The 15,416-nt window shown below is 56.5% G+C and carries 11 protein-coding genes and 1 riboswitch; of the genes, 8 read left to right on the forward strand and 3 right to left on the reverse strand.

Translation table 11 applies throughout. The features are described from left to right. The first annotated feature begins 108 nt into the window (after positions 1 to 108). The 6 genes from GM154_RS04765 to adeC all read left to right on the forward strand — a co-directional run bounded on the left by GM154_RS04765 (position 109) and on the right by adeC (position 9,310). The gene (locus tag GM154_RS04765; protein ID WP_219651145.1) at positions 109 to 1,683 is read left to right on the forward strand and encodes a flavin monoamine oxidase family protein; all 1,575 of its coding nucleotides are present in this window, start codon (positions 109 to 111) and stop codon (positions 1,681 to 1,683) included. 196 nt (positions 1,684 to 1,879) lie between these two features. Beyond that, on the forward strand, positions 1,880 to 2,428 hold the full coding sequence (locus tag GM154_RS04770) for a cytochrome b (protein WP_074822414.1): 549 nt from the start codon (positions 1,880 to 1,882) through the stop codon (positions 2,426 to 2,428). 30 nt (positions 2,429 to 2,458) lie between these two features. Next, positions 2,459 to 3,037, forward strand: a complete 579-nt coding sequence (locus tag GM154_RS04775; RefSeq protein ID WP_219651207.1) for a YceI family protein — start codon at positions 2,459 to 2,461, stop codon at positions 3,035 to 3,037. Between the two features lie 383 nt (positions 3,038 to 3,420). Further along, positions 3,421 to 4,635, forward strand: a complete 1,215-nt coding sequence (locus GM154_RS04780) for an efflux RND transporter periplasmic adaptor subunit (protein ID WP_219651146.1) — start codon at positions 3,421 to 3,423, stop codon at positions 4,633 to 4,635. Between the two features lie 14 nt (positions 4,636 to 4,649). Beyond that, entirely contained in the window at positions 4,650 to 7,787 is a 3,138-nt protein-coding gene (locus tag GM154_RS04785; RefSeq protein ID WP_219651147.1) for an efflux RND transporter permease subunit, read from the forward strand. Positions 7,788 to 7,789: 2 nt separating this feature from the next. Beyond that, positions 7,790 to 9,310 carry an AdeC/AdeK/OprM family multidrug efflux complex outer membrane factor gene (gene adeC / locus GM154_RS04790; protein ID WP_074822423.1) on the forward strand — a complete coding sequence of 507 codons (1,521 nt, stop codon included), beginning with the start codon at positions 7,790 to 7,792 and terminating at the stop codon, positions 9,308 to 9,310. An 87-nt stretch (positions 9,311 to 9,397) separates the two neighbouring features. Here the strand turns inward: adeC and GM154_RS04795 are convergent, their stop codons facing one another. The 3 genes from GM154_RS04795 to ahcY form a co-directional block, all read right to left on the reverse strand. Further along, a complete protein-coding gene (locus GM154_RS04795) occupies positions 9,398 to 11,341 on the reverse strand; it encodes a DEAD/DEAH box helicase (RefSeq protein WP_219651148.1) in 1,944 nt (647 codons plus the stop codon). A 147-nt stretch (positions 11,342 to 11,488) separates the two neighbouring features. Continuing rightward, positions 11,489 to 12,337 carry a methylenetetrahydrofolate reductase [NAD(P)H] gene (gene metF, locus GM154_RS04800; protein ID WP_010795575.1) on the reverse strand — a complete coding sequence of 283 codons (849 nt, stop codon included), beginning with the start codon at positions 12,335 to 12,337 and terminating at the stop codon, positions 11,489 to 11,491. Positions 12,338 to 12,454: 117 nt separating this feature from the next. Next, complete coding sequence (gene ahcY / locus GM154_RS04805; RefSeq protein ID WP_010795574.1) at positions 12,455 to 13,861, reverse strand: adenosylhomocysteinase; 1,407 nt, start codon at positions 13,859 to 13,861, stop codon at positions 12,455 to 12,457. Positions 13,862 to 13,930: 69 nt separating this feature from the next. Then, a riboswitch (S-adenosyl-L-homocysteine riboswitch) is annotated at positions 13,931 to 14,026 on the reverse strand. 186 nt (positions 14,027 to 14,212) lie between these two features. Between ahcY and GM154_RS04810 the strand changes: the two genes are divergently transcribed. Next, positions 14,213 to 14,617: an acyl-CoA thioesterase gene (locus GM154_RS04810; RefSeq protein WP_010795573.1), complete on the forward strand. Its 405-nt coding sequence runs from the start codon at positions 14,213 to 14,215 to the stop codon at positions 14,615 to 14,617. A 65-nt stretch (positions 14,618 to 14,682) separates the two neighbouring features. After that, positions 14,683 to 15,303 (forward strand): TetR/AcrR family transcriptional regulator, encoded by a 621-nt coding sequence (locus GM154_RS04815; protein ID WP_219651208.1) that lies wholly within the window; start codon positions 14,683 to 14,685, stop codon positions 15,301 to 15,303. The last annotated feature ends 113 nt before the right edge of the window (positions 15,304 to 15,416 follow it).

Genomic DNA, 15,416 nt, shown 5'->3' on the forward strand with positions numbered 1-15,416 from the left:
TGGCTGGCAAGCCTATGCAATGCTCCGAACGGTAGCAAGGCGCGTCTAGTGGATGCCGCTTCGCTGGCGTATGCTGCGCACCGCCGTTGGGGCTGAGGAGTCTGAAAGATGTCGGTACGTGTAGCGCGTCTCGGAGCGCTTGCTGTTTATGGGTTGTTCAGCGTATCTGCGCTGGCTGCAGGCAAGGTGGAAAAGCATGTTGAAAAGCATGCGGAAAAACCGACCGCAAAGGAAGCGGAGCAGCCTGTTGCCAAAGGTAATGGTCGGTCGGCCATCGTAATCGGCGCCGGCATGGCCGGTCTGGCCTCGGCCTATGAGCTGCAAAAAGCCGGTTGGCAGGTGACGCTACTTGAAGCCAAGCCCAGTGTTGGCGGACGTTCAGCGCTGGCGACCAGTGAGTGGATCGGTAATGCCAAGGCTCAGCCGGCCCTCAATAGCTATCTGGATACCTTCAAGATCAAGACGGTCGATGCACCTAGCTATGTGCGCACACCGGGTTATCTAATCGACGGGCAGTATTATTCGCCAGAAGATCTTACCCAAAAAATGCCGGACGTGAGCGCTGCACTCAAGCGCGTCGACAAGGCGCTGGATGAGCTTGCGGCATCAATCAGCGATCCGCTCAAGCCGACCGCTGGAAAAGGCCTGTTCGCACTGGATCAGACGAACGTGGCCAGCTGGCTGGATAAGCAGAACCTACCGCCATTGGCGCGCAAACTGATCAATCAGCGTATCCGTAGCCGCTATGATGAGCCATCGCGCCTGTCGCTGTTGTATCTGGCTCAGCAGACCCGCGCCTACAGGAATATCAGTGACGCCGATTTGCGTGCGGCCCGTCTGCCGGGTGGTAGTACCGTGCTGGCCCAGGCATTTGTCAAGCAGATCAAGACGCTCAAGCCCAACTCCAAGGTGTCGGCTATCTCGCAGGACAAGGATGGCGTGACCGTCAAGGTAGGGCCTACGGGGTACCATGCCGATTATGTGGTCATGGCAGTGCCCCTGCGTGCCTTAAGCTCGATCCAAATGACGCCGGAACTGGCCGAGGCACAGCGAGCTGCGCTCAAAGGCACGAACTATGGATGGAGAGACCAGATTCTTCTGAAGTTCAAGACGCCGGTCTGGGACAGCAAATCTCGTCTGTCTGGCGAAATCTATAGTGATCAGGGGCTGGGCATGCTGTGGATCGAGCCGGCCGTGAAAGGTGGCGCCAACGTGCTGATCAACCTGTCCGGTGATAATGCCCGTGTAATGCAGGCGTTCGGAGATCGCCAGTTGGCAGATCAAGTCCTGATCCGTCTGAACGCTTTTTATCCCAAGGCTCGCGGTGCATTTTCCGGCTACGAAGTGCGTCGCTACAGCACCGACCCAGGTGTAGGTGGTTCCTATCTGGCCTATGGCCCGGGGCAGGTCAGCCGTTACTGGCGTGTATGGGAGCAGCCTCAGGGGCGCGTCGTCTTTGCTGGCGAGCATACCGATGCGCTGCATCCGGGGACATTGGAAGGCGCCTTGGCCAGCGGTCAGCGGGCCGCTCGACAGGTCGAAGATCTCGCAGCAGGCAAATCCGCTGCGCCTGAGACCAAGCCTACCGATGCCAAGCCTGCCAGCCTTGCGCCTGACGCAGCACCTAAAGCTACTGACGAGAAAAAGGGCTTCTTTTCTCGCATGTTCTCCTGGATGCATTGATTTACGACATGTTTCACCGCCTGGCATCCTGCCGGGCGGTCTTCTAGCCTTACCCCTCTAGCACCTACGTTTTCCGTTCAGCCAGAGTTGTCATCTTGTTCTATCTAATAAAACGATCGATTAAAGCAACTTTTTCCGCTTCATTTCGATACGTTTATCGCTAGGCTTGCTAGCAGCATGAACAAGGAGATTCATGATGAATTGGCGTAACGATCCGCATCGCTATGGGCTTGTCAGCGTAACCCTGCATTGGGTGATGGCGATCGCCATCGTTGCCCTCTTTTGGCTTGGACTGTGGATGCGGGGGCTTGATTACTACAGTCCCTGGTATCACCGAGCACCCGAGATTCACAAGGGCATCGGCATTCTTCTGCTGATTGCTCTGCTCATGCGTATCGTCTGGCGTTTCGTCAGTCGGCCGCCTGCCATCGAAGGAAGCCGAACGACTCAATTGGCTGCCACGTTTGGCCATCTGGCGCTGTATGCACTCATGTTGGGCGTTATGGTCGCCGGTTATTTCATCTCGACGGCTGAAGGCCAACCGATCAACGTATTTGGCTGGTTCAATGTGCCGGCTACCGTCAGTGGGTTGCGTGATCAGGCTGATTGGGCTGGGGCGATTCATCTCTGGTTGGCCTGGACGTTGATCATTCTGAGCGGGCTGCATGTACTTGCCGCGCTCAAGCACCACTTTATCGACCGCGATGCCACATTGTTACGCATGTTCGGCCGACGCCGGGCATGACGTGACCTATTTCAGAAGGGAGACATCATGATGTTGAAGAAAAGCTTCGCTGCTCTGGCATTGGGAACTGCACTGTTGACCGCCGGCCACGCCACGGCCGCCGATTACAAGATCGACAAGGAAGGGCAGCATGCCTTTATCCAGTTCCGTATTCAGCACCTGGGCTACAGCTGGCTCTATGGGACATTCAAGGATTTTGATGGCAATTTCACCTATGACGAAAAAAATCCGTCTGCAGACAAGGTGAAGGTTACGATCAAGACCGATAGCGTCGACACCAACCATGCCGAACGTGACAAGCATTTACGCAGCGCCGACTTCCTGAACGTATCAGCGCATCCGACGGCAACCTTCGAGTCCACCAAGGTGACGCCGACAGGTGATAATGCAGCTGACATCGAAGGCAATCTGACGCTCAACGGCGTGACCAAGCCTGTCGTGATCAAGGCCAAGCTGATGGGGCAGGGCAATGACCCGTGGGGTGGCTACCGCGCCGGATTTGAAGGCTCGACCAAGCTCAAGCTCAAGGATTTCAACATCCAACGTGACCTGGGTCCGGCTTCGCAAGAGGTTGAGTTGACCCTGTCACTGGAAGGTGTACGCCAGTAACTAAATATTTCGATACACAAAGCGCAGTTCCGCAAGGGCTGCGCTTTTTTTATGGGCCTAGTCTAACAAACGTGATAATAGCCTTTAAATCTTCATAACTTCTGCACACTGTCTAGGCTAAATAACCAAGTTCAGCAGTGCTCTAGCCTGTTAACCATGAAACGCATCACATCGAATGCGAGTCTGTTGAAAGCTCAGGAGCAAGATGCCAAATGGTTTTTTCAATCGCTTGGATAAGTCCCCGCAGGCGACTTGTTCCTGTTTACAAACAACCATGTACGTAAGTATATTGGGCGATCACAAGAATCTGCCAAGAATGATGCGGCCGCATAGCGTCGCGTTGCCTAGCACCCTATTCAAAGGTTTTGTTCAAGGACTCCGATATGCACATCAAGTCGGCGCATGCTTATTTTGTCCCGGTTTTATTGCTGGCGACGCTGACGCTCAATGGATGCGGTAAGCAGGATCAGGATCAGCAGGCTCAGCAACAGCAGCCACAAGCGGTTGAAGTGGGTGTGGTTACGCTCAAGGAACAGCCGGTTACCCTGACGACTGAATTACCTGGCCGGACCTCGGCATTCCGTGTAGCGGAAGTCAGGCCTCAGGTCGGTGGTATTCTCCAGAAGCGTTACTTCAAGGAAGGTTCTGAGGTCAAGGCTGGCCAGCAGCTCTATCAGATCGATCCTCGCACCTATCAGGCCAACCTGAATGCAGCCAAGGCCACTTTGGCACAGGCGCAGGCGACCATGGCGTCCAACCGGCTCAAGGCCCAGCGCTATGCTGCCTTGGTAAAGGACGAAGCGATCAGCCGCCAGGAAGCGGATGACGCCCAGGCGACTCTCAAGCAGAACGAAGCCCAGGTAGAGACTGCCAAGGCTGATCTGCGTACTGCTGAGATCAATTTAGCCTATACCAAGGTGACGGCGCCGATTTCGGGACAGATCAGTCGTTCACTGGTGACAGAAGGTGCTCTGGTTACTGCTGATCAGGCGACTGCCTTGGCCATCATCAACCAGCTTGATCCCATTTATGTGGACGTGACGCAGTCCAGTACCGAGATGCTGCGTCTGCGACGTGAGCTGGACAGCGGTCTGATCAAGCGGGCGGGTGAGGATGCCGCCCAGGTGAAGCTGATGCTGGAAGACGGTTCCGAATACAAGCATCTGGGCAAGCTGCAGTTCTCTGAGGTGTCAGTGGATCAGGGAACCGGCTCGGTTACCATTCGTGCAGAGTTTCCCAACCCTGACCGGTTGTTGCTGCCAGGCATGTTCGTGCGTGCGCAACTGCAGGAAGGAGTCCGTCAGACGGCTATCCTGGCGCCACAGCAGGGCATCTCGCGCGACCTGAGAGGTAACGCCGTAGCGATGGTTGTTACGCCGGACAACAAGGTTGAGCAGCGTACCGTGAAGACCGAGCGTACGATCGGCACCAACTGGCTGATCTCCGATGGCCTGAAGGCGGGCGACCAATTGATTACGGAAAACCTGCAGCGTATTCGCCCGGGTGCTTCGGTTACGACCAAGCCGGCCACCAATGTGGCTGGGCCTGGCGATTCGGCACAACCTGCTCAGCAGGATAGTGCCGACAAGCAGCAATAAGGGAGCCGCTGTCGATGTCAAGATTCTTTATTGACCGCCCCATTTTCGCCTGGGTACTTGCCCTGGTGATCATGCTGGCGGGCGGTCTCGCCATTCTTAACCTACCGATCAACCAGTACCCAAACATCGCGGCACCGGCTGTTTCGATCCAGGTGAGCTATCCCGGCGCGTCGGCACAGACCGTTCAGGATACAGTCGTCCAGGTCATCGAACAGCAGATGAACGGGATCGACAACTTGCGTTATCTCTCCTCGGAGTCCAACTCCGATGGCAGCATGACCATTATCGTGACCTTTAACCAAGGCACGGACCCGGACATTGCGCAGGTTCAGGTACAGAACAAGCTGCAGCTGGCGACACCGCTTCTGCCTCAGGAGGTGCAGCAGCAGGGCCTTCGGGTGGCCAAGTATCAGCGTAACTTCATGCTGGTAGTGGGTCTGGTGTCAAACAACGACTCCCTGACTCGTGAGGATCTGTCCAACTACATCGTGTCCAACATGCGTGACCCCATCGCGCGGACCCCGGGTGTAGGTGATTTCCAGGTCTTCGGCTCGCAGTACGCCATGCGTATTTGGCTGGATCCGGCCAAGCTGAATAAATATCAGTTAATTCCCGGAGATGTTTCCAATGCCATTCAGAGCCAGAACGTCCAGTTGGCTTCGGGCTCGCTGGGCGGTTTGCCTGCCGTTGAAAACCAGCAACTCACCGCTACGATCATTGGCCGTACCCGTCTGGAAACCCCAGAGCAGTTCGGTAACATTTTCCTGAAGGTCAATCCCGATGGTTCCCAGGTGCGGCTGCGTGACGTCGCACGTATCGAGCTGGGCGGTGAAAACTATTCGATCGACGCCCAGTTCAACGGCAAGCCTGCGTCGGGTATGGCGCTGCGTCTGGCGACCGGGGCCAACCTTCTGGACACGTCCAAGGCCGTTCGTGCGACCATCGAGCAACTCAAGCCGTTCATGCCTGAAGGCATGGAAGTGGTGTACCCATATGACACCACGCCTGTTGTAACTGCCTCCATTCATGAGGTGGTCAAGACACTGGGCGAGGCGATTCTGCTCGTATTCCTCGTGATGTATCTGTTCCTGCAGAACTTCCGAGCCACTTTGATCCCGACTATTGCAGTTCCGGTCGTTCTGCTGGGTACGTTCGGTATCCTGTTCGCGTCAGGCTTTACCATCAATATCCTGACCATGTTCGGGATGGTGCTGGCGATTGGTCTGCTCGTGGACGATGCCATCGTTGTGGTGGAAAACGTCGAACGGGTCATGGCGGAAGAGGGGCTAAGTCCCAAGGAAGCGACCCGCAAGTCCATGGATCAGATCCAGGGCGCGCTGGTGGGTATCGCTCTGGTGCTGTCAGCGGTATTCGTGCCGATGGCCTTCTTTGGCGGCTCGACCGGGGTGATCTACCGGCAGTTCTCGATTACCATTGTTTCCGCTATGGCCCTATCGGTGCTGGTTGCTTTGATCCTGACGCCAGCGCTGTGTGCCACGATCCTCAAGCCGGTCGACAAGAACCATCACGAGAAGCGCGGCTTCTTTGGCTGGTTCAACCGCAAGTTCGACAGTGGCGTCAACCGTTATGAGCGCAGCGTCGCTACTGTTATCCGTCACAAGGTACCGTTCCTGCTGGTATATGTCGTCATTCTGGCTGGCATGGCGTTCATGTTTACCCGCATTGCATCATCCTTCCTGCCTGAGGAAGACCAGGGCGTAATTTTCGTGCAGGTAACCACACCAACCGGATCGTCTGCGGCACGTACCCAGGTTGCGCTGGATCAGATGCGCGAAATGATGATGAAGAACGAGCCGTCGGCAGTCAGCTCCATGTTTACGGTCAACGGCTTCAGCTTTGCCGGTCGTGGTCAGAGCTCCGGCCTTGCATTCGTTCAGCTCAAGCCTTGGGAAGATCGTCCGGATGCCAAGGACCGCGCCAGTGCTGTAGCCGGACGCGCCATGGGTTATCTGTCGCAGATCAAGGATGCCATGATCTTTGCCATCGTTCCGCCAGCGGTACTTGAGCTGGGTAACGCTACCGGTTTCGACTTCTATCTTCAGGACAACTCCGGCCTTGGCCATGAGAAGTTGATGGAGGCGCGTAATCAATTGCTGGGCATGGCGGCACAGAATCCGAAGCTGACTCAGACTCGCCCCAATGGTTTGAATGACGAAGCGCAGTACAAGCTGATCATCGACGATGAAAAGGCCCGTGCGCTAGGTCTGTCCCAGACCGATATCAACCAGACCTTGTCAATTGCCTGGGCCTCCAGTTACGTCAATGACTTCATCGACAGAGGCCGCGTAAAGCGTGTGTATATACAGGGCGAAGCCGATTCACGGATGAATCCGGAAGATCTGAGCAAGTGGTACGTACGTAACAGCAATGGCGAGATGGTGCCGGTATCGGCTTTTGCCCATGGCGAGTGGGTCTACGGCTCACCCAAGCTCGAGCGTTATAACGGTATCTCGTCTGTCGAGATCCAGGGCTCTCCTGCGCCTGGTTACAGTACGGGCGATGCCATGACCGAAATCGAGAATATGGCCAAGGAGCTACCGCAGGGCGTTGGTATTGCCTGGACCGGCATGTCGTATGAAGAACGACTTTCAGGTTCGCAGGCACCTGCCTTGTATGCCTTGTCCCTGGTAGTGGTCTTCCTCTGCCTGGCAGCACTGTATGAGAGCTGGTCGATCCCGATTGCGGTCATTCTGGTAGTACCGCTGGGCGTGATCGGTGCGCTCCTGGCTACCTACTTCCGAGGTTTGGCAAACGACGTGTTCTTCCAGGTGGGCCTGCTAACCACCATTGGTTTGTCAGCCAAGAACGCGATTCTGATCGTGGAGTTTGCCAAGGAGTTGCACGAGGGCGGCAAGAGCATCGTCGATGCCGCCGTAGAAGCCGCACGGATGCGTCTACGCCCGATTATCATGACGTCCATGGCCTTTATCTTGGGCGTGGTTCCGCTGGCCATCTCCAATGGTGCCAGCTCCGGTAGTCAGCATGCGGTTGGTACGGGCGTGATTGGCGGGATGGTAACCGCAACCGTTTTGGCGATCTTCTGGATTCCCATGTTCTACGTCGTGGTCAGCAGTCTGTTCAAGGACAAGGCTTCACGTGATCAGGAATCAGGCGCCGAGGGAAGACATTGAGTATGAAGAAGTCTCTTTTATCCATCGCAATAGGTGCAGTGCTGCTTTCGGGCTGCACCCTGATTCCCGACTACGAGCGGCCTGCATCGCCTGTGGAAAACGCTTGGCCGCAAGGCGAGGCGTACAAAGGCAATCCAACCAGCAGTGGTTCGGAATACACGGCCGATATTGGCTGGCGTGAGTTCTATAGCGATCCGCAATTGCAGCGTCTGATTCAAGTCGCTCTGGATAACAACCGTGATCTGCGGCAGGCGGCTCTGAATGTTCGCCTGTATCAGGCGCAGTATCGTATCCAGCGTGCAGAGCTGTTCCCGACCATTGGCGTCAATGCCAATGGTTCGCGGACGCGTACGCCAGCAGACATGAGCTCGGCAGCGGCGATCCAGGAGTTGCTGCAAAGCACTGGTCAGGCTGGCGCGGGAAGCTCTCGTAGCGGCTCGATCAACAGCCAATACACGGTAACGCTTGGCATGTCGGCCTATGAGCTGGATCTATTCGGTCGGTTGCGTAGTTTGAACGAGCAGGCCTTGCAAAGTTATTTTGCAACCGTTGAGGCGCGGCGCAGTACGCAGATCAGCCTGATTTCCGAAGTGGCCAACGCCTACTTCACTTGGAAAACCGATCAGAAATTGCTCCAGCTTACCCGCGATACACTGGACGCTTATCAGCGCTCATTCGATCTGACCAAGCGTCTGCTGGATAATGGGGTGGGTAGCGGTCTGGATCTACGTCAGTCCCGTACGGCGCTGGAAGGCGCTCGGGCGAGTCTTGCGCAGTACACTCGTCAGGAGGCGCAGGATCGCAATGCGCTGGGGTTGCTGTTGGGCGCGCCCTTGCCGACCGATCTACCGGCCGGCAAGAGCCTGGATGACAATGACCTGCTGGCCAAGCTGCCAGCTGGCTTGCCGTCGCAGCTGTTGCAGCGCCGTCCGGATGTTTTGCAGGCCGAGCTTAACCTTAAGGCAGCCAATGCCAATATCGGAGCCGCCAGGGCAGCGTTCTTCCCAAGCATCAGCCTGACCGCCCAGGGTGGAACGGGTAGCCGGGAGCTTTCTGGCTTGTTTGATGCCCATTCGGGATACTGGACGTTCGCGCCCAGCATCAATATCCCGATCTTTACCGCCGGTAGTCTGAAGGCAAGCCTTGATGCGGCCAAGATCCAGAAGGACATCAATATCGCTGCGTATGAGAAAGCCATCCAGACAGCCTTCCGGGAAGTGTCTGATTCTCTAGCTGCACAGGGAACTTATGATGACCAGCTTCAGGCCCAGCGTGATCTGGTGACGGCAAGTCAGGAGTATTACGATCTGGCTGAGAAGCGTTACCGTCAGGGCATCGATAACTACCTGACTGTGCTTGATGCGCAGCGATCCTTATATTCGGCTCAGGAGCAGCTGCTCGCAGACCGCCTTAATCAGCTCAGCAGCAGTGTGACGCTGTACAAGGCGTTAGGCGGTGGCTGGTTGGAGCGTACGACGGATAACAACGTCAGTGCGACGCCCGCAATCACATCAAAGCGCTAGTAAGGCAGACATGAAAAAGCCGACTCGATTGAGTCGGCTTTTTTTATGCCTATTTTTCCCTCCAGCCTGCGCGGGAGGGAAAACGCATCAAGCGTCAGCGTCAGCCGAGCGATTACGTGTCAGCAAGGCAGGCTTTTCAGCCTTTGGACGAACCTGGAGCGAATCCAGTTGCTCAGGCGTCAGCATGCGGTCTGCACGAGAAGGCTTGTGCAGAATGCGAGGTTGCGGCTTGCTGGGTGCACGCTCCTCTGTCATAGCGGGACGCGGCTCACGGGGTTCGCGTGGCTGGTAAGGACGATTCTCCTGACGGGGACGTTGTCCGGCCGGCTTGTTACGACGCTTGTTCTGAGCTGGGCCACGACTGTCGGTTGCAGGCGCGTTGCTAGCATTGGCCGCACCTTGTCTAGGACGGGGCGGGCGTGCTTGAGCCGTAGCGCCTGAAGTCGCTGCGCCTTGGCTATGGGTACGCGGCGGTTGCCCTTGACCTGGACGACGCGGACCACCATTACGGCGATTCTTGCCTTGATAAGGGCTGACATAATCGACCCGGTTACCAAAGTTATCGAAATCGTCATCTAGAAACTCTTCCGGATCGCGGTTCTGGGGGCTCTGAGTTGTCTGCTGTGGCTGGCGCTCGCCGCTGCGCTCCTGGCGTGGCTTGTTTCTACCGGCGCGTGCCTGGTCCTGACCCTGACTCTGGCTCTGCTGGCGGCCACGACGTGGCTGGCGTGCCTGCCGCTCCTCGTGCTGTGGTGCTGCGTGTTCAGCAGAAACTTCACCTTCCGCTGCTCTTGCAGGCTGCTCTTTGCGGGGTGCACGTGGCTGTCGTGCCTGGCGACGGGGCTCGCGTGGCTCACGCGCTTCCACTTTCTCAACCGGTGCGCTGGCAGGGTCAAAGCCCTGCATGTCACCGTCAGGGATGTTCTGCTTGGTCAGGCGCTCGATGGCGCGCAGCAGTTTCTCCTCGTCGGGAGACACAAGGGATATGGCTTCGCCGCTACGACCGGCACGACCTGTACGGCCGATGCGGTGTACGTAATCTTCCTCCACGTTCGGCAACTCGAAGTTGACGACATGGGGAAGCTGGTCGATGTCCAGACCGCGAGCGGCAATATCGGTTGCTACGAGCACGCGAATGGAATTGTCCTTGAAATCGGCCAGCGCTTTGGTACGTGCGTTCTGGCTCTTGTTTCCATGGATAGGCGCAGCCGGAAGGCCGTTCTTGTTCAGGTATTCGGCCAGGCGGTTGGCACCGTGCTTGGTCCGTGTGAAGACCAGCACTTGTTCCCAGGCGCCAAGAGTAATCAGATGAGCCAGCAAGGCGCGTTTCTGGGCAGCGGCAATACGGAAGACACGCTGCTCGATACGTTCGACCGTGGTGTTTGGCGGCGTGACCTGGATGCGCTCGGGATTACGCAGGAGCTTGTCGGCCAAATCGGTAATGTCTTTGGAGAACGTTGCCGAAAACAGCAGGTTCTGCCGTTCTTTGGGAAGCAGGGCGAGAACCTTCTTCACGTCGTGAATGAAGCCCATGTCGAGCATGCGGTCAGCTTCGTCCAGCACGAGAATCTCGATGGCTGACAGATCGACGTTATTCTGACCGGCAAGGTCCAGAAGACGACCAGGGCACGCTACCAGGACGTCAAGGCCCTTGGAGAGCGCAGTGACCTGGGGCTTCATGCCAACACCACCAAAGATGCAGGTGCTACGCATGGGAAGGTCGCGTGCATAGATCTTGAAACTATCATGCACTTGGGCGGCCAGCTCCCGGGTAGGCGTCAATACCAACACACGGGCTTGGCGCGGACCGGCTTTTTTGCCGTCAGGTTGTCCGTTCGGAAAGAGCCGCTCGAGAACGGGGAGGGCGAATCCACCCGTCTTGCCAGTACCGGTCTGGGCGGCAACCATCAGGTCACGGCCTTGCAGTACAGCGGGAATGGCCCGTTGTTGAACGGGAGTCGGGTTGACATAACCCGCGTCGTTTACTGCGCGGGATAGGGCCTCGGAGAGACCGAGGGAAGTGAAGGACATGCGGGGTTCCTGTCTACTAAGTCGGCGTCCCGCCGACGTTGGGGCGCGGTTTCGCCTGAAACTGACGACAATAATGTGTTCGTCTTCTCCACACGCTACCGCCCTGCGCTGGGTGGAAGGCTGGAAAATGGCTCCAGGCGATGATGTTCAGCTTTTAAAGCCAAGGTTATTCCAAATGGCCAGGCTGGGTTCAGCCTGATTCAATGTGTAGAAGTGCAGGGCAGGCGCTCCGCCGGCCAGCAAGCGTTCACACATGTCTGTCACGATTTCCTGGCCAAACGCCTGAATGCTTTTGACATCGTCAGCATACGCTTCCAACTGCTTGCGAATCCAGCGTGGGATTTCGGCGCCACAGGCTTCGGAAAAGCGAGCCAGGCTGCTGTAGTTGGTAATCGGCATGATGCCAGGAATGATGGGTACGTCTGCGCCTAGCTTGCACGCTCTGTCGACAAAATGAAAGTAGCTGTCGGCATTAAAAAAGTATTGTGTGATCGCGCCGTTGGCTCCAGCCTTGATTTTGCGAACAAAATTGGCGAGATCGGCTTCGAAGTTGCGTGCCTGGGGATGAACTTCCGGATAAGCGGCAACTTCAATGTGAAAATGATCACCGGTTTCTTCGCGGATAAAGCTGACCAACTCGTTGGCGTAACGCAGTTCGCCGCCGGAAATTCCCATGCCGGAAGGAAGATCACCGCGCAGTGCCACAATACGCGTGATGCCCGCTTCACGGTAGCGAATCAGCAGGTCCCGTAATTCGGCCTTGGAGTCGCCTACGCAGGAGAGATGGGGCGCTGTAGGAATCCGAATCTCGCTGTCGAGCTGAAGAACGGTATTGAGGGTACGGTCCCGGGTCGAGCCGCCAGCACCATAAGTGCAGGAGAAGAATTCTGGGGAGTAGCCGGCCAGCTGGCGAGCAGTATTGAGCAATTTTTCGTGGCCGGCTTCGGTCTTCGTCGGGAAGAACTCGAAACTGACGTTGGGTGTGGTACGAGTCATGGGTAATCCCTGGAGCGCATTGGCGCTTCCTCAAGAAACACCGCCGCTTGGGCGGTGTTGTCCTGAACTGCCGAGGAGAAGGGGAAGACCTTCTCCGTGTCGATTGATGCCTACCGCTTAGTAGCGATAGGTTTCCGGCTTGAACGGGCCGTCCTGCTCAACGCCGATGTAGTCCGCCTGTTCTTTGGTCAGACGTGTCACGACACCGCCGAAGCCCTTGACCATTTCCAGCGCCACTTCTTCGTCCAGCTTCTTGGGCAGAACCATAACCGTGACGTTCTTGGTCTTTTCGACTACAGGAAGGTCGGCGAACTTTTCATTGAACAGGTGCATCTGCGCCAGAACCTGGTTGGCAAAGGAGCCGTCCATGATGCGGCTTGGGTGGCCGGTCGCGTTGCCCAGGTTGACCAGGCGACCTTCGGCCAGCAGGATTAGATAATCATCGTTGGCCGGATCGATGTCCTTACCGGTGCGGTGAATCTTGTGAACCTGCGGCTTCACTTCTTCCCAGCCCCAGTTCTTGCGCATGAAAGCTGTATCGATTTCATTGTCGAAATGGCCGATGTTGCACACCACGGCGCGCTTCTTCAGCTTTTTCAGCATATTGGCGTCGCAGACGTTGGCGTTGCCGGTGGTGGTGACGATCAGGTCGATCTTGCCCAGCAGGTCGGCATCAACGCAGGCTTCGGTGCCATCGTTCTGACCATTCTTGTAGGGCGAAACGACTTCATAGCCGTCCATGCAGGCCTGCATGGCACAGATCGGGTCGACTTCGGACACTTTCACGATCATGCCTTCCTGGCGTAGGGAGGCAGCAGAACCCTTGCCTACGTCGCCATAGCCGACAACCAGCGCCTGCTTGCCGGAGAGCAGGTGGTCGGTGGCGCGCTTGATGGCGTCGTTCAGGCTGTGACGGCAGCCGTACTTGTTGTCGTTCTTGCTCTTGGTAACGGAGTCATTGACGTTGATCGCCGGGATCTTCAGGGTGCCTTTCTTCAGCATGTCCTGCAGGCGATGTACACCAGTGGTGGTTTCTTCAGTAACGCCGTGAATCTTTTCCAGGGCCTGCGGGTACTTATCATGTAGGATCTGGGTCAGGTCGCCACCATCGTCCAGGACCATGTTGGCATCCCAGGGCTGGCCATCTTTCAGGATGGTCTGCTCGATGCACCACTCGTATTCTTCTTCGGTTTCACCTTTCCAGGCAAAGACCGGAATACCGGCAGCGGCAATGGCGGCAGCGGCCTGATCCTGGGTAGAGAAGATGTTGCAGGAGGACCAACGCACTTCAGCGCCCAGCGCGACCAGTGTTTCGATCAGCACGGCAGTCTGGATGGTCATGTGGATGCAGCCCAGGATCTTGGCACCCTTGAGCGGTTGCTCGCCGGCGTACTTGCGACGCAGGGCCATCAGGGCAGGCATTTCGGACTCGGCGATGATGATTTCGCGGCGGCCCCAGTCAGCCAGGGAAATGTCGGCAACCTTGTAGTCGTTGAAACCGGCAGGCGTGATAACAGCGCTCATTAAGCTCTCCATTCGTTCGAAGTTGTTGGCTGCCCCGGCGATAACGTGCCGCTGCAGGACAGCTGTAAATGCGAATGGGCGCCGTTGATGCGTGTGCAGGCCAGGCCTGCGGCTACGCTCCCCCGAGCCTGACAGGGAAACCCTGCTGCAGCGCCCCTCGGTAGGATGGCGGGTGGCGATTTGAAAATCGCCATGGGCTCGAAGTATAGCGGGCAATCCCCAGGCTTTGTAGGTGTACCGGATTCATGATGATCAGTAATTGACTGCATAGAGAGGAACGACCGCTTCGGTGGCTTCTCTAACCGGCGGAAGGGGTTAAGCTTGTGTACCGCTATTACTCAAGGAGACGACATGAATTTCCATACACGCAAGTGGGTAAAGCCCGAGGATCTGAACGCCAACAACACTCTGTTTGGCGGCAGCCTGCTGAAGTGGATAGACGAAGAGGCTGCGATTTATGCCATCGTTCAGTTGGGCAACCAGCGGGTCGTCACCAAATATATTTCCGAGATCAATTTTGTCAGCGCATCGCGTATCGGTGACATCATCGAGCTAGGGATCACGGCTACTGAATTTGGCCGCAGCTCCATTACCCTGCGCTGTGAAGTCCGCAACAAGATTACCCGCAAGAGCATTCTGACCATCGACAAGATCGTCTTCGTCAACCTGGACGAGGAGGGTAATCCGACTCCCCATGGCAAGACGAAGATCACGTACATCGAAGATCAGTTCAAGGATGAAGAAAAGGGCGCCTGAGTCGCTCTAGGTTCGCGACAGACCTTGGAGTAGCCTTGGCGTTTACTGCTCGTATCGGAAATGCCATGGCTAATCACAAGATCGAGATCCGCCGCAGGAATACGCAGAAGATATTGCTGGCTGCCGAAAAGGTGTTTGCCGAGAAAGGGTTTGGTGCTGCTTCCATGGGCGATATTGCCCAGGAAGCAGAGCTGCCGCGGTCGAACCTGCATTATTACTTCTCGACCAAGGATGACCTGTACCGTGAGGTGGTGCTCGGATTACTGGAACTCTGGAAACAGGATGCCATCTGTTTCGAGCAGTTCGATGACCCCCGGGTAGTGCTGGCGAGCTATATCCGCGCCAAGATGAACCACTCCCGTACGCGTCCCTATGGCTCAAAGATCTGGGCCAACGAAATCATGCATGGTGCACCGCTGCTGGGGGCCGCTCTGGATGAACACCTGATGGAGTGGGCCAGACTCAAGCAGGCCAAGATCAAGCAGTGGGTGGATGACAAACGTATCCTGCCGGTAGAGCCGGCTTATCTGCTCTACATGATCTGGGCCTCGACTCAGCACTATGCAGACTTCAATTATCAGATCGACCTAATCAACGGTCATACGGCCTTGAGTGATCGGCAATTCGAGCAGGCTGTACAGACGGTGACGGCGGTTATCCTGCGAGGAATTGGTCTGGAGCCTTGAGCATTCCTAACGTAGCTGTCAGGAATAAAGGGTATCCGGCGCTGCCTTGGTGATCGTCGCTCACCAAATTGTTGCACAGGCTATGGCTTGGCTTTTCTGAACTTAATCAATGA

The organism is Pseudomonas sp. MAG002Y (assembly GCF_019400845.1).
Lineage (GTDB): Bacteria > Pseudomonadota > Gammaproteobacteria > Pseudomonadales > Pseudomonadaceae > Chryseomonas > Chryseomonas luteola.